The organism is Pseudomonas sp. AC463 (genome assembly GCF_979253585.1).
Genome location: NZ_CEEDDZ010000025.1, coordinates 17478 through 40026 on the forward strand (window position 1 = coordinate 17478; position 22549 = coordinate 40026).

The window sequence follows — 22549 nt, forward strand, 5'->3', positions numbered from 1 at the left end:
ATTACTCCCAGCGGCCCGAATCAAGGCAGCGCGTCGATGCAGGCGGGCGTTTGCCGTATACCAGAAAGTCCCCCACCCAGCGGTTGATGCACCCGGCGCCTATGGCTGTGGGCTGCGTCGGCGCTTTGAGCAGCAACTGCTCCACGCTGGCGTTGAGCGGTGTATCGCGCCCGGTGTTGACCCAAACCATGCGTGCGACACGCTCGGGAAACAGCGCCGCGTAACGGCTGCCGAGCCGGGTGGCGTCGGCGTTGCCGAAATAGTGGAGGCGCGCGTCGCCCAGTTGTGCGCGCACAAACTCCATGTCCCGCGCTGCCTGTTCGATGCCGTTTTCCTGGCTCAGGTCGCGAGGGCTCAGTTCGATGACGTCATAACGGTTGACCAGGGTGCGATAGGCCGGGGTGGCGTAGGACGCCCAACGGCTGACCAGGTGGATGACGAACGTGGTGCCCTGGCCCGTTTGCGGCTCACCGGCCTGGATAAACACCACGCCTTCGCGGCTGAGCGGGTCGCGCGCGCCGACGCGGGTCAGGGCCAGGCGCACGTTGCCGCGCCGGGGTGCGGCGTGGTCGCGGGGCACGCTCACGCTGCCACATTGGGTTCGCTCAAGGACCTCGGCGTCCGGCCGCGCAAAGCCGGGGAAGGGGCAGTCCAGCAGCCAGTCAATGGCGGTGGGCGCAATCAGGGGCTGGGCAAGCGCAAGGTGAGCGGTCAGCCCGATGCAGCCGCACATCAGGCGTGTTAACAGAACGCCGGGTTTCATCACAAGGTACCAGGGAGCCGTCTAAGGACGGCTTTTTACCAAGGACCTTGGGTTGAAAAATGTAGGATATGGAGATGGGGTCTGTGGGATGTTTGATTTTTTATCGGGCGTCGCTACTCCAGCCGCCCCCCAATGCCTTGTACAGGGCAATGCTGGCTTGCAGCCGCGACAGCCGCAGTTGCACGTTCAAATCCTGGGCCGCATACAGCGTGCGCTGGGTTTCCAGCACGGAGAGCAAGTCTTCGGCCCCCGCCTGGTAGCGGCTTTCGGCGATCTGGAAGGCGCTCTGGGCCTGCTGCAGCTCTTCGGCCTGCCATTGGCGCTGCTGGTCCAGGCGCGTGATGCTGCTGAGGGCCTTTTCCACATCGGCAAAGCCATTGATGATCGCGCCGCGGTAGGTTTGCAGCAGTTCGTCCTGGCGCGCGCGGGCCTTGTCGCGTTCGGCGCTTAAACGCCCGTTGTTGAAGATCGGCCCCACCAGGCCTGCGGTCAGCGTGTAATAAGGGCTGCGCAGGATCTCCATGGCCTTGTAGGCGTCAGAGCCCAAGGTGGCGCCCAGGGTGACGGCCGGCAGCATGGCGGCACGGGCCACGGTAACGTCGGCTTGCGCCGCCGCCAGCTGCGCTTCGGCCTTGGCGATGTCGGGGCGGCGGCTCAGCAATTGGCTGGGCAGGCCCGCGCCGATGGTCGGCCAGGTCAACGCCTGGAACGGCTCGGCGCCCAGGTCCAGCGCCTGCACCGGCTGGCCGAGGAGGGCGGCGAGGGTGATTTGCGATTCTTCGGCCACTTGCTCAATCAACGGCAGCTGGCGTTGCTGGCTGGCCACCAGGCTTTTTTGCTGGGCCAGTTCCAGGGCGGTGGCGGAACCGGCGTCATAGCGGGTTTGTACCAGGTCGAGGACGTTGCGCGCATTGGCCAGGTTCAGCTCGGCAATCTGCTGGCGTTGGCGGGCTGCAAGGGTTTGCGCGTAACGGTCGGCGACATTGCCGAGCAAGGTCAGCTCCACGGTCGCCCGGTCAAACTCGCTGGCCCGCAGGCTGTACACGGCGCTGTCGCGCGCGGCGGCGCGGCCGCCCCAGAAGTCGACTTCATAGGTGGCAGTGAGGTTGGCGCCGAAATTGTCGACGGCGTCATCGCTTTGCGAGGTATCGAGGTCCGGGCCGCCCGGGCCGCGCAAGAGTTTCTGATGGCTGGTGGCAAGGTTGAACGTGACTTCGGGCAGCAGCGGCGCACCCGCAACCACTGCGCTGGCCTGGGCCTGGCGTACGCGGGCCATGGCGGCGGCCACGTCGAAGCTGTCACGCCGGGCCTGGTCGACCAGGCGGTTGAGCTGCGGGCTGCCAAATTGCGTCCACCAGCGCTGGTTGGTGGCCTGGGCCGCATCGCGCTCGGCAAACTGCCAGGCGGCCGGGGGCGCGATGCCGCTGTCGACGCGTGGCGGGGTGGCGGCGCAGGCACCGAGCAGCAGGCACAGGCTGAGCAGCGACAGGTGTGTGGGATGGGATCGTTTATTCACTGGTCAACGCCTTAACCGGATCGAGCCGGGCAGCTTTACGGGCCGGCATGAAGCCGAATACAACGCCGGTGACCAGCGCGCAACCGAATGCGCCAAGCACGGCCACCAGGGAAAACTGCACCGCCACCTTGGCCAGCATCAGCACGCCGCCCACCAGCAGCGCCAGGGCGATCCCGCACAGGCCGCCGACCACCGAGAGCATCACCGCCTCGGTCAGGAACTGGCGCAGGATGTCGCGCTGCCGGGCGCCGGTGGCCATGCGGATACCGATCTCGCGGGTGCGCTCGCGCACTGTCATGAGCATGATGTTCATCACGCCGATGCCGCCCACCAACAGGGAGATGGCGGCAATCGAGCCGAGCATCAGCGACAGGGTGTTCTGGGTGTGCGCTTCGGCCTGGATCATGGCCGCGTTGTTGGTGAGCTGGTAGTCACGCTTGCCGTTGTGCAGCCGCAGCATCAGTTGATCGATGGCCATTTCTGCCTCATGCACCTTGCGCGCATCGGCGGCGGCAATCGCCACGTATTCGGGGTCGTAGGTGCCGAACAGACGCACGCTGGCGGCGGTGTAGGGGATGGCGACACGGTCGTCGCTGTCTTTGTTGCCGGAGCTGGAGCCTTTTTCCGCGAGCACGCCGATCACTTGAAAGGGCACGTTTTCGATCAGGATGTATTGGCCAATGGGGCTGGGCAGGTCCTTGAACAGTTTCTCGCGGATGCGATGGCCGATCACGGCGACCGTGGCGCCCGCGCGCTCGTCGGCTTCGGTGAAATAACTGCCCTCGACCACCGGCCAGTTGAAGATCTCCGGGAAGTTGATGTCATTGCCGCCCACATAGGCCAGGTAGTCGAGGTTGCCGAAGCGCACCCCGGCATCGCTGCCGTTGACCGGCATGATGCGCTTGACCTGGGGCAGCGCCGCCAGCGCCGCCACGTCGTTGAGGGTCACCACACCCGGCGGTGTGCGCGGGTTAGGCGCAGAACCGCTGAGGTAGATGATGTTGGAACCGAACGCGCCCATCTGGGCCATCACCTGGCGCTTGCTGCCTTCGCCCACCGCCAACATCACCACCACCGACGCGACGCCGATGATGATCCCCAGCAGGGTCAACGCGGTGCGGAAGCGGTTGATCCACATCACCCGCCACGCCGCTTGTACCGCGTCCAGCAGCTCGGCCTTCCAGGCGCCGTTGTGTTCGGCGCCGTCGATCAGCCGTTGGCGCAGGTCCACCGCTTGCAGGGCGCCGGCCGTGGCGGTGGGGGCCACCGCGTTGCCCTCGGCCGAGTCACTGATGATCAAGCCGTCGCTGATCTCGATAATGCGATTGGCCCGCGCCGCCACGTCGCGGTCGTGGGTAATCAGGATCACCACATGGCCCTGGCTGGCCAGCTCGTCGAGCAGGGTCATCACCTCGGCGCCGCTGTGGGTGTCGAGGGCGCCGGTGGGTTCGTCGGCGAGGATGATATGGCCGCCGTTCATCAATGCGCGGGCGATCGACACGCGCTGCTGCTGGCCGCCGGACAACTGGTGCGGGCGGTTGCCGGTGCGCTCGGCCAGGCCCAGGCGAGTGAGCAGGGCCTTGGCGCGGGCATGGCGTTCGGCGGCGCTGATGCCGGCATAAATGGCCGGCATCTCGACGTTTTCCTGGGCCGAGCCCGAGGGGATCAGGTGGTAGCCCTGGAACACAAAACCGAATGCCTCGCGGCGCAGCCAGGCCAGTTCGTCGCTGTCCAGGTGCGCGACGTTTTCCCCGGCGAACAGGTAGTCGCCGACCGTGGGGCGGTCGAGGCAGCCGAGGATGTTCATCAAGGTGGACTTGCCGGAGCCCGAGGCGCCGACAATCGCCACGAATTCCCCGGCATGGATCGCCAGGTCAATGCCGCGCAGCACGTCGACCTGCGGGCTGTCGCCGCCGCCGTAGGATTTGCGGATGTTCTTGAGTTCGATCAGGGGCGTGGTCACCTCAACCCCCGTTGCCATTGGCCGGGCCGATCAGCAGGTGATCGCCTTCGTGCAGGCCTTCGAGCACCTCGACGCGCAGGCGGTCGCTGATGCCCAGGCGTACTTCACGGTCTTCGATGCGACCGTTTTGCGCGACCACACGGGCGATCTGCTTGTCGGCGCTCGCGGTGCCCTGCAGGGCGGCGACCGGTACGGTGAGCGCGTCCTTGACGGCCGCGGCGACAAAAAATACCTGGGTGGTCATCTCGGCCATCAAGGCGTTGTCGCCGTTGTCCACGTCCAGCAACACGGTGTACAGCACCACACGGCCGCTGCCGCTTTTACTGGAGCTGTTGGGGCTACCGCTGCCTTGGGTCTCGTTCAACGGTTTGGGCGGGATCGGCAGGATCTGGCGCACGGTGCTGGTCCAGCGCCGGTTGCCACCGCTGAGGGTGGTGAAATAGGCGGTCATGCCGGGTTTGACGTGGCCGATGTCGGCTTCGGAGACTTCGGCCCACACGGTCATCGGCGACAACTTGGCGATGCGCAGGATCAACGGCGTCTGTTGCTGGGCGTTGAGGGTCTGGCCGACGCGCGCATCCACCGCGACCACGGTGCCGGTCATCGGCGCATAAATGCGCGTGTAGCCAAGCTCGGCTTCGTCGCTGCGCAGGCTGGCCTGGGCTTGCAGGATCTGCGCCTGGAACATGTCCATGCGGGCCTGGGTTGCGCTCAGCTCGGCCTTGGCGGTTTGCACGTCTTCTTCGCGGGTGGCATTACCGGCGGCCAGGCGTTGCTGGCGCTGGTATTTCTGGCGGGCCAGTTCGTGCTGGGCCTTTTGCTCCTGCAACTGGGCCTTGAGGTTTTCGATGGCGTAGCGGCTGGCGTCGAGCTTGGCTTTTTGCGTGGACGGGTCGATTTCCACCAGCAGTTGGCCTTCCTGGACCTGATCACCGGCCTCGACGTGGATCTTGCGGATCTGCCCGGAGGCCTGCGCGCCGACGTCGACATAGCGGCGCGGTTGCAGGGTGCCGAGGGCGGTGACGCTGTTTTCGATATTGCCGCGGCTGACGGTGACGGTGGTGAGGGTGTCGCGCCCCGGCGGCATGACCTGCCAGGCGGCGATAGCGACGATGGGGAGCAGGCACGCCACAACAAGCAGGGCGCGTCGGGCAGGTCGAGGGCGTTTCATGCTTAGGTTCCAGCCAGGAAAGTTCGGAGCGCAGTTGCGCGCAGCTGACAAGTAAACGAGAGAATTGCGCGGGGATTTAGGCGGTTACATAAGCAGTTACAGCTCCCTGCAAGAAAAAAATCGTCCGTTGATGCAAGTCTGCTTTAAAAGTAGATGAGAATTACTATAAATTGCACGCACTCAAACTGCCATCACCAAACAGCTGTCTTTTTTGCACCCAAGGGCCTAATGCCGCCACCCGGCGGTCGGGAGTCATGTTGGAAAACTACTATCGCGAGCTGGTGTGTTTCCTGAACGCCAAGCTGGGCAACCGTCAGGTGGCCGAAGATGTGGTGCATGACGCTTATGTCCGGGTGCTGGAACGTTCCAGCGACGTGCCCATCGAACAACCCCGCGCCTTCCTCTATCGCACCGCGCTGAACCTGGTGATCGACGGCCATCGGCGCAACGCCCTGCGCCAGGTCGAACCGCTGGAGGTGCTGGACAACGAAGAGCGCTTTGCCGCAGGTTCCCCCCATACCAGCCACGACCACGCCCAGCGTCTGGAACTGCTCGAACGCGCCCTTGCCGAGCTGCCGTCGGCCTGCCGCAGCAGTTTCCTGCTGCGCAAACTCGATGGCTTGACGCACGTGCAAATCGCCGAGCGGCTGGGCATTTCCCGCGCGCTGGTGGAAAAACACATCGTCAACGCCATGAAGCACTGCCGGGTGCGGATGCGTGAGTGGGAAGCGCACTGATCACTGATCAGTTAAATTTTATTTCACTGTCCTCGTTTCCTATCAACACATGGCCTGTTGTTCAGGTCTTGAAGGTATTCCCGCCCCAACCGCCAAGGGGCTTATCCAGAGGACACTGGAATGACACAGGCAATTGCTTCGCCCGCGGTTCACGACCTGATCGGTATCGGTTTCGGCCCTTCGAACCTGGCGCTGGCCATCGCCCTGCAGGAGCGCGAAAAGGCGCAGGGCAAGCTGGACGTGCTGTTTCTCGACAAACAGGCTGACTACCGCTGGCACGGCAATACCCTGGTGACCCAGAGCGAGCTGCAGATTTCATTCCTCAAGGACCTGGTGACCCTGCGCAACCCCACCAGCCCTTACTCGTTCGTCAATTACCTGAAAGCCCACGACCGCCTGGTCGACTTCATCAACCTGGGCACCTTCTACCCGTGCCGCATGGAGTACAACGACTACCTGCGCTGGGTGGCGGGGCAGTTCCAGGCCCAGTCGCGCTACGGCGAGGAAGTCTTGGCCATCGAGCCGATCCTGCATCAGCAGCAGGTCGAGGCGCTGCGCGTGATCTCCCGCGATGCGCTGGGCGAGCAGCACGTGCGCACCACCCGTTCGGTGGTGGTCAGCGCCGGCGGCACGCCGCGTATCCCCGAGGCGTTCAAGGGCCTCAAGGGTGATAGCCGGGTGTTCCACCATTCCCAGTACCTGGAGCGCATGGCCAACCAGCCGTGTGTGGACGGCAAGGCCATGCGCATTGCCATCATCGGCGGCGGCCAGAGCGCGGCCGAGGCGTTTATCGACCTCAACGACAGCTTCCCGTCGGTGCAGGTGGACATGATCCTGCGCGGTTCGGCGCTCAAGCCGGCCGATGACAGCCCGTTCGTCAACGAAGTGTTCTCGCCGGCGTTTACCGACCTGGTGTTCCAGCAAGTCGGCGCCGAGCGTGAACGCCTGGTCGCCGAGTACCAGAACACCAACTATTCGGTGGTGGACCTGGACCTGATCGAGCGCATCTACGGGATTTTCTACCGTCAGAAAGTTTCCGGCATCGCGCGCCAGGCATTCCGCACCATGACCGTGGTCGAGAAGGCCACCCCCGGCCCGCTGGGCATCGAGCTGGTGCTGCGCAACAACGCCAACGGCGAAACCAGCATCAACCATTACGACGCGGTGATCCTCGCCACCGGCTACGAGCGCCAGACCCACCGTGCCTTGCTGGCGCCGCTGGAAGACTACCTTGGCGACTTCGAAGTGGCGCGCGACTACCGCATCGTCACCGACGAGCGTTGCAACGCGGGCATCTACATCCAGGGCTTCAGCCAGGCCAGCCACGGCTTGAGCGACACCTTGCTGTCGGTGCTGCCGATCCGCGCGGATGAGATTGCGGCGTCGTTGTATGCGCTGGATCGTGGGCGCGGTAAAGCGCGTTCGGTGCAGGATTTGCTCCTCGCCACCGCCAGCTGACAGGCTGCACTTGTGACAGAGGGGGCTGGCTGATACTGTACAAAAAACCAGTATCGGTAGCCCTCCATGCAGTTGATCGAAAAACTCAGCATCCTCGCCGACGCCGCCAAGTACGACGCCTCGTGCGCCAGCAGCGGCGCGCCCAAGCGCAGCTCGGAGGGCAAGGCGGGGCTGGGCTCCACCGATGGCATGGGCATCTGCCACAGCTACACGCCGGATGGGCGCTGCGTGTCGTTGCTCAAGGTGTTGCTGACCAACTTCTGCCTGTACGACTGCCAATACTGCGTCAACCGCCGCTCCAGCGACGTGCCCCGTGCACGCTTCAGCCCGGAGGAGGTGGTCACCCTGACCCTGGATTTCTACCGGCGCAATTGCGTCAGCGGGCTGTTTCTCAGCTCCGGCATCATCCGTTCGTCCGACTACACCATGGAGCAGTTGGTACGAGTCGCCAAGCTGTTGCGCGAAGAGCATGACTTTCGCGGTTACATCCATCTCAAGACCATCCCAGACGCCGACCCCGCGCTGATCGCCGAGGCCGGGCGCTACGCCGATCGCCTCAGCGTGAATATCGAGCTGCCCACCGAGGCCAGCCTGCAGACCCTGGCGCCGGAAAAAAAGATCGTGTCGATCAAACAGGCCATGCAGACCATCTACACCGGCGAACAGACGGTACGCAACGAACCACGCGCCCCCCGTTTTGCCCCGGCCGGGCAGAGCACGCAACTGATTGTTGGCGCCGACGACACCGACGACAGCACCATTTTGCATGGTGCCGAGGCGCTTTACGGCAACTTCAAGTTGCGCCGGGTGTATTACTCGGCGTTCAGCCCTATCCCCAACAGCCCGAAAAGCGTGCCCCTGGCCGCGCCACCGCTGATGCGCGAACACCGGCTGTACCAGGCGGACTTTCTGTTGCGCAGTTATGGGTTCAGCGCCAATGAACTGTTCGAAGGCCCCGGCCACCTGGCCCTGGATATCGACCCCAAGCTGGCCTGGGCGCTGGAGCATCGCGAGGTGTTCCCCCTGGACCTGAACCGCGCCGAGCCGACGTTGATCGCACGTATCCCCGGCATTGGGCTGCGCACCACCCAGCGCCTGGTCGACCTGCGCCGTGAACGCAAGATCCGCTTCGAAGACCTGGCCCGCATGCGCTGCGTGCTGGCCAAGGCCAAGCCGTTTTTCATCACCAGCGACTACCACCCGCAGCAGGCCGAGAGCACCAGCGTGCTGTTGCGCGAACAACTGCGCGACCGCCCGCAGCCGCAACAGATGGGGCTGTGGGGATGATCAGCCTGGAATGCGACAACCTGTTCAGTACCTGGCGCGAACAGGCGCGCTGGCTGCTCAGCTATCAGGTCGACCCCAGCGAGGTCAGCTGGGGCGAGGCCGAGGTCGCCGACCTGTTCGCCACTGACGAGCCTATTCCGGCCGGGCTTGGCCCGTACCAGACGCGGGTGCCCAAGGCTTTGCTGGAGCTGCTGGAGTCGGCCGCCTGTTACCACGGCGACCAGCGCTGGAGCCTGTTGTACGAAGTGTTGTGGCGCGTCAGCCATGGTGACCGCACCGCGATGCTGGCGGGGGACAAGCTGGGCAGCGAGTTGCAGCGGCGGATCAAGCAGGTCAGCCGCGAAGCGCATCACCTGCACGCCTTTGTGCGCTTTATTGCGTTGCCGGCCGAGGCAGGGCCGGAGTTGCCTGAGTATGTGGCCTGGCATGAGCCGGCCCACGATATTTTGAAGTCGGCCAGCCAGCACTTTATCGGGCGCATGGGCCGCCATCGCTGGATGATCGCCACGCCGCTGGATGGGGTTTATTACGACGGCCAGCAGTTGATCCATCAGCGCGAGTGCCCTGAGGCGTGGCGGCAGTTGGCGCAGAATGTTGAGGATCCGCACAGTGCGATGTGGCTGACGTACTACAGCCATATCTTTAACCCGGCGCGCTTAAATCCGAAGGTGATGGAGGGGCATTTGCCGAGTCGGTTCTGGAAGAATTTGCCGGAGGGTAAATTGATTCCGGGGTTGATCAGTGAGGCCAGGACGGGGAAGCAGAAGGATGGGCAGGCGAAGATGATTGGGGCCAGGCCCGGCAAGAAAATCTTGAGCGGGCACGGTTAAAAAATGTGGGAGGGGGCTTGCCCCCTCCCACATTTGGCCCTCATTGTTGTGGCGACTGAAGTTCAGGCCAGTTCGGTGGCGGTGTTTTTGACGACGGCCAGTTCGGGGTGCGCCACCAACTTGTCGATGTGCAATTCATCATTGTTCAGCCAGGTTTCGGTCAGCACGCGGTAATGCTCCATATCCCGGCAGCGCATGCGCAGGCTGTAGTCGAATGGCCCGCTGATCAGTTGGCATTCGAACACCTGGGGGCAGGCTTTGACGCAGGCTTCAAAGGCCTTTTGCGCCGAGCGCCCGCTTTGGTTGGACAAGGCCACCAGCACCAGCAGCGACAGGCCCGGTGAGACCATCTGCACATCGATGATCGCCCCGTAGCCCCGGATTACCCCGCGTCGTTCCAGCTTGCGCACCCGCTCCAGGCAGGGCCTGGGGGTGAGGTGGACCAGCGACGAAAGCTTTTCGTAGGTGATCCGCCCCTGGTGGCGCAGCACGTCGATGATCGCTTCATCGATGCGGTCCAGTACGGGGGTGGCGTTGTGGCCGGGGGCCTTGGTATCCATGGCGTTCACTTCAAGCGGTTGGAAAAAATGGCAGCAAACATTGCATGTTTGCCCGACCCTCCACATGGTACGGCCTTCCTCCGTCAACGTCTGTATGCGGCAGGGGGCTTGCCTGCAAACCTCAGGCGCGCTTTTTTTGCTGCGCGGCGGGTTGTTGGGCCAGGCGGGCAAACAGGTCTTTCGGGTCGGCGAGGTCTGGCACCAGTTCCAGCTCGCTGCCTATGTCCAGCGTCTTGGCCACATCCAGCACATAACGCAGAGCCGAGTAATCCTCGATGGCAAAGCCTACCGAGTCGAACAGGGTGACTTGAAGCGCATGCTCGCGGCCGGGTTTCTGGCCGTTGATCACTTGCCACAATTCGGTCACTGGTGAGTCCTCCGGCATATGCTGGATTTCGCCTTCGATGCGGCTTTGTGGCTCGTATTCGACGATGACTCGGGAGCGCTCGACGATGCGTCGGTCCAGCTCGGTCTTGCCGGGGCAGTCACCGCCGACGGCATTGAGGTGCATGCCGGGTTCGATCATGTCGTCCGTGAGGATCGTTGCATAGGCCTTGTCGGCGGTAACGGTGGTGACGATGTCGGCGCCTTTGACTGCTTCGGCGACGCTGCCGGCCAGGACCACCTTGATCGCCGGGAAGGCCTTGAGGTTGGCGGCGAGTTTGGCGGTGGCCTTGGCGTCGATATCAAACAGGCGGATTTCATTGATGCCGAGCATGGCGTGAAAGGCCAGGGCCTGGAATTCACTCTGCGAGCCGTTGCCGATCAGCGCCATGCTGCGGCTGTTGTCGCGGGCCAGGTAGCGGGCGACCAGCGCCGAGGTGGCGGCGGTGCGAATCGCGGTAGTCAGGGTCATTTCCGCCAGCAGCACCGGCTTGCCGGTGTCCACGTCGCCCAGAGCGCCGAAGGCCATCACGGTGAGCATGCCGGCCAGGGTATTTTTCGGGTGGCCGTTGACGTATTTGAACGCGTACAGCGAGGCGTCGGACACTGGCATCAACTCGATCACGCCATCCGGCGAATGGTTGGCCAGGCGTGCGCATTTTTCGAAGTCATGCCAGCGCAGGTAATCGGCGCGGATGTACTCGGCCATTTCGGTGATGCAGGTTTGCAGGCCTTTTTGCGCGACCAGGTCGCAGAGGTCGTTGACGTCGATATAGCGGGTCATGGAAATGCTCCTTGTTATTCGGGGCCGGCCAGCGTTTTCTGCTGCACGCAGAGCGGGGCGATGTGCAGGGCCAGTGCGGCTATTGTGTGGGTTGTGGCCGCAAAATCCCGGCTGTAACAAGGGGGCGGCTCAGCCGGGAAAGCTGAAAAGTGGGGTGGGGCAGCCGAATCGGCTGTTGAATTGAAGTGCATTCAATATGTGGGAGGGGGCTTGCCCCCGATAGCGGTGGGTCATTCAGAACATCTATAGCTGAAAGATTGCCATCGGGGGCAAGCCCCCTCCCACATTGGTATTGTGGTGGTTGGGGGATTTTTTTGGTCAGGAGGAATTATGTCTAGCGTTGTTCGTCTTGCCCAAGCCGCCGATGCGGAGGGGATCAGCCGGGTCATTCTGGCGGCTTTGCACAGCAGCAATGCGCGGGATTATCCGGCGGACGTGATCGCGCGGGTGGCGGGGAATTTTACGGCCGAGGCGGTGTTGGAACTGCTCAATCGGCGAGTTGTGTTGGTGGCGACGCAAGATCAGGTGGTCGTCGCTACCGCGGCGCTTGATGCCAGCGTGGTGCGTTCGGTGTTTGTGAACCCGACGTTGCAAGGGCAGGGCATCGGCCGGTTGCTGATGATCGAAATCGAATTGCGCGCCCGTGAGGCCGGGGTGACGGTATTGAGCGTGCCGTCTTCGCTGACGGCCGAGCCGTTCTATAGCAAGCTGGGGTTTCACACGGTGCGCGATGTTTACCATGGCAACGAGCGCACGTTGGTGATGGAGAAGAACCTGATGTGGGAGGGGGCTTGCCCCCGATAGCAGTGGGTCAGTCAATACATGTGTCGACTGGTACACCGTCATCGGGGCAAGTCGAATCGTCGCACCGCCCCTCCCACATTTGTTTTGCGGTGTTATTGGGTTAGACCTTGACGATCCAGCCGGCTGGGGCTTCGACGTCGCCGGTTTGCACGCCGGTCAGCTCTTTGTAGAGCTTCTGGGTGATTGGGCCGACTTCGGTTTCGCTGTGGAACACGTGCAGCTTGCCGTTGTACTGGATGCCGCCGATCGGCGAGATCACCGCAGCGGTACCGCAGGCACCGGCTTCCTTGAAGTCGGCCAGTTTGTCGATGAACACTTCGCCTTCGACCACTTCCAGGCCCAGGCGAGTCTGGGCCAGTTCGATCAGTGACAGGCGGGTGATGCCTGGCAGCACCGAAGGCGACTTCGGCGTGATGAACTGGTTGTCGTGGGTGATCCCGAAGAAGTTGGCCGAGCCGACTTCTTCGATTTTCGAGTGGGTCATCGGGTCCAGGTAGATCGCATCGGCGAACCCGGCTTTTTTCGCTTCCGAACCCGGCATCAGGCTGGCGGCGTAGTTGCCACCGACCTTGGCCGCACCGGTGCCTTGTGGCGCGGCGCGGTCGAAGGTGGAGATCTGGAAGTTGTGCGGCACCAGGCCGCCCTTGAAGTAGGCACCGACCGGTATCGCGAACACCGAGAAGATGAACTCCGGCGCGGTACGCACGCCAATGTTGTCACCGGTGCCGATCACGAACGGGCGCAGGTACAGCGCGCCGCCGCTGCCGTACGGCGGGATGAACCGCTCGTTGGCCTTGACCACTTGTTTGCAGGCGTCGATGAACACGTCGGTCGGCACATGCGGCATCAGCAGGCGTGCGCAGCTGCGTTGCATGCGGGCGGCGTTCTGGTCCGGGCGGAACAGGTTGATCGAACCGTCCTTGCAGCGGTAGGCCTTGAGGCCTTCGAAGCATTGCTGGCCATAGTGCAGGGCGGTGGAGCCCTCGCTGATGTGCAGCACGTTGTCGTCGGTCAGGCTGCCTGCTTGCCACTCGCCGTCTTTAAAGGTCTGGATAAACCGTTTGTCGGTCTTGATGTAGTCAAAACCCAGCTTGTCCCAATTGATGCTTTCGTTACCCATGACACCCTCTATCGTTGGTCAAGTCGGTTTTTTTCTGGATGGGCGCAACAATACTTCATTCTTGGCTTGTGTGGGAGCCACGGGGTGGATGCCTTTAGGCTCTGTATTGGCTGATCCACCGCTATCGGGGGCAAGCCCCCTCCCACATTTGGAATGCATTCCAAGTGTGGGAGGGGGCATGCTCCCGATGGCTTCACCACGGTTTTACAGGTGCAGCGCGTGACCCAAAGCCCTTAAAGCAGCTTCCTGTACGGCTTCGCCGAGGGTCGGGTGGGCGTGGATGGTGCCGGCCACGTCTTCCAGGCGGGCGCCCATTTCCAGGCTCAGGCCGAAGGCGGTGGACAGTTCGGATACGCCTACCCCCACAGCCTGCCAGCCGACGATCAGGTGATTGTCACGGCGTGCGACCACGCGTACGAAGCCGGTTTTCGATTCCAGGGTCATCGCCCGGCCGTTGGCCGCGAACGGGAAGCTCGAGACGATGCAGTCCAGGCCCGCCGCCTTGGCGTCGTCGGGCGTCTTGCCGACCACCACCAGTTCCGGGTCGGTAAAACACACCGCCGGGATCGCCGTCGGGTTGAATTCGCGGGTTTTACCGCTGATCAGTTCGGCGACCATCTCACCCTGGGCCATGGCGCGGTGCGCCAGCATCGGCTCGCCGCTCAGGTCGCCGATGGCATACACGTTGCGCATGCTGGTCTGGCAGCGGCTGTCGATCTTGATCGCCGCACCGTTCATGTCCAGGTTCAGCGCTTCGAGGTTCCAGCCCTGGGTGTTGGGTTTGCGACCAACGGCGACCAGCACCTGGTCGGTTTCCAGGGACAAGGTGTCGCCATTCGGGTCGCGTACTTGCAGGCTGCCGTCGGCAAAACCGGTGACGCTGTGCTGCAGGTACAGCTTCACGCCCAGGTGCTTGAGGGATTCATTAACCGGCTGGGTCAGCTCGGCGTCGTAGGCAGGCAGGACGCGATCCTGTGCCTCGACCACACTGACCTCGGCGCCGAGCTTGCGGTAGGCAATCCCCAGCTCCAGGCCGATGTAGCCACCGCCCACCACAATCAAGCGTTTCGGCACGCGGGTCGGCGCCAGGGCTTCGGTGGACGAGATGATCGGCCCGCCAATCGGCAACATCGGCAGGTTGACGCTTTTCGAGCCGGTGGCCAGCACCAGGTGCTCGCACTGGATGCGCTGGTCGCCGACGTCGACGGTCTTGCCGTCCACCACCTTGGCCCAGCCGTGGATCACTTGCACCTTGTGCTTCTTCAGCAGGGCGGCGACGCCGGTGGTCAGGCGGTCGACGATGCCGTCTTTCCATTCCACGCTTTTGCGGATGTCCAGGGTCGGCACATCCACTTCGATACCCAGTTGCGAACCCTGGCTGTGGTGGATGGTTTGCTGGAATTGCTCGGCCACGTGGATCAAGGCCTTGGACGGAATGCAGCCAATGTTCAGGCAAGTACCGCCAAGGGCCTGGCCTTCTACGAGGATGGTCGGGATGCCCAGTTGGCCGGCACGAATCGCTGCCACATAACCGCCAGGGCCGCCGCCGATAATCAGCAGTTGGGTGTTCAAGGTTTGCATGACTTACTCCAGGAACAGGCTGGCGGGTTGTTCGAGCAGGCCGCGAATGGCCTGGATGAATTGCGCCGCGTCCATGCCGTCGACCACGCGGTGATCGAACGAGCTGGAGAGGTTCATCATCTTGCGCACCACGATCTGGCCCTTGATCACCATCGGCCGCTCAACGATACGGTTGACGCCGACGATGGCCACTTCCGGCAGGTTCAGCACCGGCGTGCTGACTATGCCGCCCAACGCACCCAGGCTGGTCAACGTAATGGTCGAACCGGACAGCTCGTCACGGCTGGCCTTGCCATTGCGCGCGGCCGTGGCCAAACGTGCGATTTCCTCGGCATTGCCCCACAGGCTGCGGGCTTCGGCGTGGCGCACCACCGGCACCATCAGGCCCACGTCGCTCTGGGTGGCGACGCCCACATGCACCGCGCCGAGACGGGTGATGACCTGGGCTTCGTCGTCGTAACGCGCGTTGATCTGCGGGAACTCGCGTAGCGCCACGACCATGGCACGCACGATAAACGGCAGCAGGGTCAGCTTGCCGCGTGTGGCGCCGTGCTTGTCGTTGAGGTGCACGCGCAGTTCGTCCAGCGCGGTGACGTCGATTTCTTCCACATAGCTGAAATGCGCCGCGCGACGGGTGGCATCCTGCATGCGCTGGGCGATCTTGCGGCGCATGCCGATTACCGGAATCTGCTCTTCGCTGTTGCGTTCGGCGTAGGGGTTGGCCGCGGTTTTATTTTGCGCCGGACTCTGGAGCAAGAAAGCCTCCAAATCCTGGTGCAGAATCCGGCCCGCCGGGCCAGAGCCTTGCACCAGGCGTAGCTGGATGCCAGCATCCAGCGCGTGTTTGCGCACGGCGGGGGAGGCCAGCGGGCGTTCTTCGGCCTCGCGGGCAACCGGCGCAGCCGCAGGTTTTGCCACTGGTTTTGCTTCGGCAACCGGCGCCGGTTTGGCTTCAACCACCGGCGCAGGCGCTGCTTTTACGGGCTCAGCCACCACCTGCGCTTCCTTGGCATTGCCAGCGCCTTCCACTTCAATGCTGATCAAAATACTGCCCACGGCCATGACTTCGCCCGGCTCACCGCCGAGGGAAATGACCTTGCCGTGCACCGGCGAGGGAATGTCGACCATCGCCTTGTCGGTCATCACATCCGCCAGTACCTGGTCTTCTACCACCAGGTCGCCGACCTTGACGTGCCATACCGACAGTTCAACTTCTGCGATGCCTTCGCCAATGTCCGGCATCTTGATAACGTGCGTGCCCATTCAGACCTCCATGACCCGTTTCAACGCCGCGCCCACTCGGGTCGGCCCTGGGAAATACGCCCACTCCTGCGCGTGTGGGTAGGGGGTGTCCCAACCCGTGACGCGTTCGATCGGCGCTTCCAGGTGATGGAAGCAATGCTCCTGCACGAGCGCCACCAACTCGGCGCCGAAGCCGCAGGTGCGCGTGGCTTCATGCACCACCACGCAACGGCCGGTCTTTCTCACCGACTTGACGATGGTTTCCAGGTCCAGCGGCCACAGGCTGCGCAGGTCGATGACTTCGGCGTCGATGCCGGTTTCTTCGGCGGCGACTTGCGACACGTACACGGTGGTGCCGTAGGTCAGCACGGTGACGGCCGAGCCCGGGCGCACGATGGCGGCCACGTCCAGCGGCACGGTGTAGTAACCGTCCGGCACTTGGGCTTGCGGGTGTTTCGACCACGGCGTTACCGGGCGGTCGTGGTGGCCGTCGAACGGGCCGTTATACAGGCGCTTGGGTTCGAGGAAGATCACCGGGTCATCGTTTTCGATCGAGGCGATCAGCAGGCCCTTGGCGTCGTACGGGTTGGACGGCATCACCGTGCGCAGGCCGCAGACCTGGGTGAACACCGCTTCGATACTCTGGCTGTGGGTCTGGCCGCCGTAGATGCCGCCGCCGCAGGGCATGCGCATGGTCAGCGGCGCGGTGAACTGGCCAGCCGAGCGATAACGCAGGCGCGCGGCTTCGGAGATGATCTGGTCGGTGGCGGGGTACACGTAGTCGGCGAACTGGATTTCGGCGACGGGGCGCAGGCCATAAGCGCCCATGCCCACGGCCACGCCGACAATGCCGCTCTCCGAGATCGGTGCGTCGAACACCCGCGAGCTGCCGTACTTGGTCTGCAAGCCTTCGGTGCAGCGGAACACGCCGCCGAAGTAACCGACGTCCTGGCCGAACACCACCACGTTATCGTCACGTTCGAGCATCACATCCATGGCCGAGCGCAGCGCCTGGATCATGGTCATGGTGGTGGTGGTCATGGCGGTTTCCACTTCAATGCTGTTGTTGTGATCGTTCATGTCAGATCCCCAACTCTTGACGCTGGCGCTTCAAGTGCTCCGGCATCTCTTTATAGACGTCTTCGAACATGGTCGCGGCGCTTGGAATCTGGCCGCCGGCGAGGGTGCCGTACTGTTCGGCCTCTTTCTGCGCTGCGATGACTTCGGCTTCCAGCTCGGCACTGACCGTCGCGTGTTCCTCGTCGGACCACTGGCCAATCTTGATCAGGTGCTGCTTGAGGCGAGTGATCGGGTCGCCTAGGGGGAAGTGGCTCCAGTCATCGGCGGGGCGGTATTTGGACGGATCATCAGAGGTGGAGTGCGGACCGGCGCGGTAGGTGACCCATTCGATCAGCGTTGGCCCCAGGTTACGGCGCGCACGCTCGGCGGCCCAGGCGGAGGCGGCGTACACCGCAATAAAGTCGTTGCCGTCCACGCGCAGGGAGGCGATGCCGCAACCGACGCCGCGTCCGGCGAAAGTGGTGGCTTCACCGCCAGCGATGGCCTGGAAGGTCGAGATTGCCCACTGGTTGTTGACCACGTTAAGGATCACCGGCGCGCGGTACACGTGGGCGAAGGTGAGGGCGGTGTGGAAGTCGGATTCGGCGGTGGCGCCGTCACCGATCCACGCGGAAGCGATCTTGGTATCGCCCTTGATCGCCGAGGCCATGCCCCAGCCCACGCCTTGTACGAATTGGGTGGCGAGGTTGCCGGAAATGGTGAAGAAGCCGGCGTCTTTCACCGAATACATGATCGGCAGCTGGCGCCCCTTGAGCGGGTCGCGCTCGTTGGACAGCAGTTGGCAGATCAGGTCCACCAGCGGCACGTCGCGCGCCATCAGGATGCTTTGCTGGCGGTAGGTGGGGAAGCACATGTCGTCGATGTTCAAGGCCAGGGCCTGGGCGCTGCCGATGGCTTCTTCGCCAAGGCTTTGCATGTAGAACGACATTTTTTTCTGGCGCTGGGCGACCACCATGCGGTTGTCGAATATGCGCGTCTTGAGCATCGCACGCATGCCTTTGCGCATGATCTCGGTGGAGACGCCTTCAGCCCACGGGCCGAGGGCCTGGCCCTGGTCGTCGAGCACGCGGATCAGGCCCTTGGCCAGGTCGGCGGTGTCGGCGGGTTCTACGTCGATGGCGGGTTTGCGCACCAGGCCGGCGTCGGTCAGGCGCAGGTAGGTGAAGTCGGTCTTGCAGCCTGGGCGGCCCGAGGGTTCAGGGACGTGCAGGCGCAGTGGTTCGTACTGCTGGGTCATGGCTTCTACGCTCGATCTTGTGAATTTCTTGTAGTGGGCGCGCTAGCTGACAGTCAGTCTTCGGGTAGAAGAAATCTTGTCCTACAACAATCATAGGCGTGGCGTAGAAGAATATTTATCTGTGTTTCGTTGCGCTCTGGACCATTTGCGGATAAAAAAACTGCATAAACATAAAAAACAGGTGATTTTGTCTCATGCGCAAACTGGACCGTACCGATATCGGCATTCTCAACGCCCTGCAGGAGAATGCCCGCATCACCAACGCCGACCTGGCCCGTTCGGTCAATTTGTCGCCCACGCCGTGCTTCAACCGTGTGAAGGCGATGGAAGAACTGGGGCTGATCCGCGAACAGGTCACGCTGCTCGACGCTGACCTGCTGGGCCTGCACGTCAACGTGTTCATCCACGTAAGCCTGGAAAAACAGAACGAACTGGCGTTGCAGCAGTTCGAGGGCGCGATCTCGGACCGGCCCGAGGTGATGGAGTGCTACCTGATGGCCGGCGACCCGGACTACCTGATCCGCGTGCTGGTGCCGACGATCCAGTCGCTGGAGCGCTTCATGATGGATTTTCTGACCAAAGTCCCCGGCGTCGCCAACATCCGCTCCAGCTTCGCCCTCAAGCAAGTGCGCTACAAAACCGCACTGCCCCTGCCATCCAACGGCATCAACCTAGGCACCTGAAACAATATAATTCAAATGTGGGAGGGGCTTGCCCCCGATTGCGGTGTCTCAGCAACAGATGAGCTAACTGATACACCGCCATCGGGGGCAAGCCCCCTCCCACATTGTTCAACCACATTTCACAGCTGGTTCAGGGGGATCTTCAAATAAACCACCCCATTCCCCTCAGCCGGCGGCATATTCCCCGCCCGCACATTCACCTGGATCGCCGGCAACAATAACGTCGGCATCCCCAACCCCGCATCGCGCTGTGTACGCATCGCCACAAACGCCGCCTCATCCACCCCGTCATGCACATGAATATTCCCCGCCCGCTGCTCGGCCACGGTCGTCCGGCACTTGGCCTCACGGCCATCAGGCGGATAGTCATGGCACACATACAACTCGGTTTCAGGCGCAAACGCCAACAGCTTGCGCATCGACGCATACAACTGCCGCGCATCGCCGCCGGGGAAGTCGCAGCGCGCCGTGCCCACGTCGGGCATGAACAGCGTGTCACCCACCAGAATCAGGCGGTCATCAATCAGGTAGGCCATGTCCGCCGGGGTATGCCCGGGCACATGCAGGGCCTGGGCCTTGATGCTGCCGATATGGAAGATTTCATCCGGCGCAAACAAGTGGTCGAACTGCGAACCATCGGCGCGGAATTCCGGCTCCAGGTTAAACAGGTTCTTGAACACCCCCTGCACCTTGCTGATGGACTCACCGATGGCGATTTTGCCGCCCAGGGTGCGGCGCAAATACGGCGCGGCGGAGAGGTGGTCGGCGTGGGCATGGGTTTCCAGCAGCCACTGCACCTGCAGGCGATGTTCGCGCACATAGGCGATCACCTTGTCGGCCTGGCGCGTGTCGGTGCGCCCGGAGGCCGGGTCGTAGTTGAGCACCGAGTCGACGATGGCACACGGGCCATCATCGGCCTCATGCAGGACGTAGGTGTAGGTCGACGACGCCTCGTCCAGAAAGGCTTGAATCAACGCGGGCATGGCGGCGGTCCTTGGTATTGGATTGCGGCTTACATTCGGGATGTTTTCCACATAGGCTTGCGAGCTTAAGGGAAAAAAACGGTCCGAGGCAAAGGATCGACCTGTAACGGGACGTGACGCCGTACGGCAGCGATCCTTGTGTGCATTGACCATAAAAGGCAAAAGACCATGACCGAGCAACACTGTGGCCCTACCATCAGTGGCGATATCGTAGTCATTGGCGGCGGCTCGGCAGGCATCGGCCTGCTGGCCAGCCTGCTCAAACGCGACCCGCAGCTGCATATCATCCTGATCGAACCCAGCGACTTTCACTGCTACCAGCCCGCCTGGACCCTGGTGGGCGGCGGCGCCTACGACCTGAAAAAGACTCGCCGCCCCCTGGCCGACGTACTGCCCAACGGCGTCACCTGGGTGCAGGCCGCCGTCACCGAACTGCTGCCCGACGCGCACACCCTGGTGCTCGACAGCGGCCAGCGCGTGAGCTGGAAAAACCTCATCGTCTGCCCCGGCCTGCGCCTGGCCTGGGAGAAAATCCAAGGCCTGCAAGACACCCTAGGCCAGCACGGCGTCACGTCCAATTATAGCTATGAACACGCCGCCTATACTTGGCAGTTGGTGCAGGGACTCAAGAGCGGCAAGGCGATCTTCACCCAGCCGGCCATGCCGATCAAATGCGCGGGTGCGCCGCAGAAGGCCATGTACCTGTCCTGCGACCACTGGCTCAAGCAGGGCAATCTGAAAAACATCGACGTCGAATTCAACCTGGCTGGCGCGGCGCTGTTTGGCGTGGCGCACTTTGTGCCGCCGTTGATGAAATACGTCGAGAAATACCACGCGCGCCTGGCCTTCAATGCCAACCTGGTGAAAGTCGACGGGCCGGCCCGCAAGGCCTGGTTCGAGGTGAAGGACGCCGAGGGCAACGTCACGGTTGAAGAAAAATCCTTCGACCTGCTGCACGTGGTCCCACCGCAAGTGGCCCCGGATTTCATCCGCCAAAGCCCGCTGGCCGACGCCGCCGGCTGGTGCGAAGTCAACCCCCACAGCCTGCAACACCTGCGTTACCCGCACATCTTCGGCCTGGGCGATGTGTGCGGCACCACCAACGCCAAGACCGCCGCCGCCGCACGCAAGCAGATTGTGGTGGTCGCCGAGAACCTGCTGGCCCTGCGCAAACAGGCGCCCCTGCCGCTGAAATACGACGGCTACGGCTCCTGCCCGCTGACGGTGGAGAAGGGCAAGGTGGTGCTGGCCGAGTTCGGTTACGGCGGCAAGCTGCTGCCGACCTTTCCCCTGGACGCTACCCAGGCGCGCCGTTCGATGTGGTTCCTCAAGGCCACGCTGCTGCCGTGGTTCTACTGGAACGGCATGCTCAAGGGCCGCGAGTGGCTGACCCGCCTGAGCAAGGTGGACTGAATGCTGCTGGCAAGTGTTTTGGGCCTGTTGATGGGCCTGGTCATGGGGCTCACCGGCGCCGGCGGCGGCATCCTTGGGGTGCCGGCGCTGGTGCTGGGGTTGGGGCTGAGCATGACCCAGGCGGCGCCGGTGTCGCTGCTGGCGGTGGGCGCGGCGGCGGCCGTCGGTGCGATCGATGGTTTGCGCCACGGCCTGGTGCGTTATCGCGCCGCGTTGCTGATCGCCTTGCTCGGCGCGCTGTTTTCGCCGCTGGGGGTGTTCCTCGCCCACCAGTTGCCCGAGGCGGCGTTGATGGGCCTGTTCAGCGCGCTGATGGTGCTGGTGGCCTGGCGCATGTTGCAGCGCGAAAAGCTCGAGGCCGGGCCGAGTGACCACGGCGCCGCGTCCTGGGGCCAGAAAAACTGCATGCTCGACCAGCAGACCGGGCGCCTGGCCTGGACCGCCAAGTGCAGCGCCACCCTGGCCGCACTCGGTGCTGTGACCGGTGCGGTGTCCGGCCTGCTCGGCGTCGGCGGTGGGTTCCTGATCGTGCCGGCGTTCAAGCAGCTCACCGACGTGCAGATGCGCGGCATCGTCGCCACCTCGCTGATGGTGATCAGCCTGATCTCGCTGATCGGCGTGGTCGGCGCGTTCCATGCCGGGGTGCGCATCGAGCCGGTGGGGTGGGTGTTTATTGGCGCGAGCATCGTCGGCATGCTGGCGGGTAGACGCCTGTGTTCGGTGATTCCTGCACGGACCTTGCAGGTAGGGTTTGCAAGCCTGTGTGTGCTGGTGGCGGTCGGTATGCTGGTTAACGCTTTGCTCTAAACCTGAAATGCAATCCAACTGTGGAAGGGGGCTTGCCCCTCCCACATTTTGATCTCGGCCGTCACCCACAGAACGGATTGGCCCTCTATCAGAAGATGGCAAGATGAACCCCGCTCAGGTTTACTACTCCCAGAGTAACGGTTCAC

At 63.2% G+C, this 22549-nt stretch carries 19 protein-coding genes and 1 pseudogene; 8 read left to right on the plus strand and 12 right to left on the minus strand.

The features are described 5' to 3' along the window. Position 1: 1 nt before the first annotated feature. The 4 genes from AC0IYH_RS25250 to AC0IYH_RS25265 all read right to left on the minus strand — a co-directional run bounded on the left by AC0IYH_RS25250 (position 2) and on the right by AC0IYH_RS25265 (position 5413). Positions 2 to 763, minus strand: coding sequence for an alpha/beta fold hydrolase (locus AC0IYH_RS25250; protein WP_471836778.1), 762 nt, complete (start codon positions 761 to 763; stop codon positions 2 to 4). 100 nt (positions 764 to 863) lie between these two features. Then, entirely contained in the window at positions 864 to 2279 is a 1416-nt protein-coding gene (locus AC0IYH_RS25255; RefSeq protein WP_471836780.1) for an efflux transporter outer membrane subunit, read from the minus strand. Beyond that, complete coding sequence (locus AC0IYH_RS25260) at positions 2272 to 4260, minus strand: MacB family efflux pump subunit (protein WP_163821409.1); 1989 nt, start codon at positions 4258 to 4260, stop codon at positions 2272 to 2274. The genes AC0IYH_RS25255 and AC0IYH_RS25260 overlap by 8 nt, the downstream gene beginning before the upstream one ends. Further along, positions 4244 to 5413, minus strand: coding sequence for an efflux RND transporter periplasmic adaptor subunit (locus AC0IYH_RS25265; RefSeq protein ID WP_471836782.1), 1170 nt, complete (start codon positions 5411 to 5413; stop codon positions 4244 to 4246). Before AC0IYH_RS25265 ends, AC0IYH_RS25260 begins: the two co-directional genes overlap by 17 nt. A 254-nt stretch (positions 5414 to 5667) precedes the next feature. On the opposite strand from AC0IYH_RS25265, the gene AC0IYH_RS25270 reads away from it, so the two are divergent. The 4 genes from AC0IYH_RS25270 (at position 5668) to AC0IYH_RS25285 (ending at position 9725) form a co-directional block, all read left to right on the plus strand. Beyond that, positions 5668 to 6150: a sigma-70 family RNA polymerase sigma factor gene (locus tag AC0IYH_RS25270; protein WP_116626580.1), complete on the plus strand. Its 483-nt coding sequence runs from the start codon at positions 5668 to 5670 to the stop codon at positions 6148 to 6150. Between the two features lie 120 nt (positions 6151 to 6270). Then, positions 6271 to 7608, plus strand: coding sequence for a SidA/IucD/PvdA family monooxygenase (locus AC0IYH_RS25275; protein WP_116626581.1), 1338 nt, complete (start codon positions 6271 to 6273; stop codon positions 7606 to 7608). Between the two features lie 66 nt (positions 7609 to 7674). Continuing rightward, positions 7675 to 8895, plus strand: a complete 1221-nt coding sequence (locus AC0IYH_RS25280; protein WP_116626582.1) for a putative DNA modification/repair radical SAM protein — start codon at positions 7675 to 7677, stop codon at positions 8893 to 8895. Beyond that, a complete protein-coding gene (locus AC0IYH_RS25285) occupies positions 8892 to 9725 on the plus strand; it encodes a TIGR03915 family putative DNA repair protein (RefSeq protein WP_471836784.1) in 834 nt (277 codons plus the stop codon). The genes AC0IYH_RS25280 and AC0IYH_RS25285 overlap by 4 nt, the downstream gene beginning before the upstream one ends. Before the next feature lie 62 nt (positions 9726 to 9787). On the opposite strand, the gene AC0IYH_RS25290 is transcribed toward AC0IYH_RS25285, so the two are convergent. Then, positions 9788 to 10285: an Lrp/AsnC family transcriptional regulator gene (locus tag AC0IYH_RS25290; protein ID WP_122773176.1), complete on the minus strand. Its 498-nt coding sequence runs from the start codon at positions 10283 to 10285 to the stop codon at positions 9788 to 9790. 121 nt (positions 10286 to 10406) lie between these two features. Further along, positions 10407 to 11453, minus strand: a complete 1047-nt coding sequence (locus tag AC0IYH_RS25295; protein WP_471836787.1) for an ornithine cyclodeaminase — start codon at positions 11451 to 11453, stop codon at positions 10407 to 10409. Positions 11454 to 11783: 330 nt separating this feature from the next. On the opposite strand from AC0IYH_RS25295, the pseudogene AC0IYH_RS25300 reads away from it, so the two are divergent. Next, positions 11784 to 12233: pseudogene (locus AC0IYH_RS25300) on the plus strand (GNAT family N-acetyltransferase); the annotation flags it as partial. Positions 12234 to 12357: 124 nt separating this feature from the next. Here AC0IYH_RS25300 and AC0IYH_RS25305 read toward each other — a convergent pair. From AC0IYH_RS25305 to AC0IYH_RS25325, 5 genes are all read right to left on the minus strand, one after another. After that, a complete protein-coding gene (locus AC0IYH_RS25305; RefSeq protein WP_116626590.1) occupies positions 12358 to 13377 on the minus strand; it encodes a branched-chain amino acid aminotransferase in 1020 nt (339 codons plus the stop codon). Between the two features lie 204 nt (positions 13378 to 13581). Next, positions 13582 to 14958 (minus strand): dihydrolipoyl dehydrogenase, encoded by a 1377-nt coding sequence (lpdA, locus tag AC0IYH_RS25310; RefSeq protein WP_471836789.1) that lies wholly within the window; start codon positions 14956 to 14958, stop codon positions 13582 to 13584. Between the two features lie 3 nt (positions 14959 to 14961). Beyond that, positions 14962 to 16221, minus strand: a complete 1260-nt coding sequence (locus tag AC0IYH_RS25315; RefSeq protein ID WP_471836790.1) for a dihydrolipoamide acetyltransferase family protein — start codon at positions 16219 to 16221, stop codon at positions 14962 to 14964. Next, entirely contained in the window at positions 16222 to 17280 is a 1059-nt protein-coding gene (locus AC0IYH_RS25320) for an alpha-ketoacid dehydrogenase subunit beta (protein ID WP_471836792.1), read from the minus strand. It abuts the gene before it with no gap. Between the two features lies 1 nt (position 17281). Next, positions 17282 to 18517, minus strand: a complete 1236-nt coding sequence (locus AC0IYH_RS25325) for a 3-methyl-2-oxobutanoate dehydrogenase (2-methylpropanoyl-transferring) subunit alpha (protein ID WP_116626593.1) — start codon at positions 18515 to 18517, stop codon at positions 17282 to 17284. Between the two features lie 194 nt (positions 18518 to 18711). Between AC0IYH_RS25325 and bkdR the strand changes: the two genes are divergently transcribed. Continuing rightward, a complete protein-coding gene (gene bkdR, locus AC0IYH_RS25330; protein ID WP_116626594.1) occupies positions 18712 to 19200 on the plus strand; it encodes a Bkd operon transcriptional regulator BkdR in 489 nt (162 codons plus the stop codon). A gap of 119 nt (positions 19201 to 19319) precedes the next feature. Here the strand turns inward: bkdR and AC0IYH_RS25335 are convergent, their stop codons facing one another. Then, the gene (locus AC0IYH_RS25335) at positions 19320 to 20183 is read right to left on the minus strand and encodes an MBL fold metallo-hydrolase (protein ID WP_471836793.1); all 864 of its coding nucleotides are present in this window, start codon (positions 20181 to 20183) and stop codon (positions 19320 to 19322) included. Positions 20184 to 20351: 168 nt separating this feature from the next. On the opposite strand from AC0IYH_RS25335, the gene AC0IYH_RS25340 reads away from it, so the two are divergent. Then, entirely contained in the window at positions 20352 to 21596 is a 1245-nt protein-coding gene (locus AC0IYH_RS25340) for an NAD(P)/FAD-dependent oxidoreductase (protein WP_471836795.1), read from the plus strand. Further along, a complete protein-coding gene (locus AC0IYH_RS25345) occupies positions 21597 to 22403 on the plus strand; it encodes a sulfite exporter TauE/SafE family protein (RefSeq protein ID WP_116626597.1) in 807 nt (268 codons plus the stop codon). The last annotated feature ends 146 nt before the right edge of the window (positions 22404 to 22549 follow it).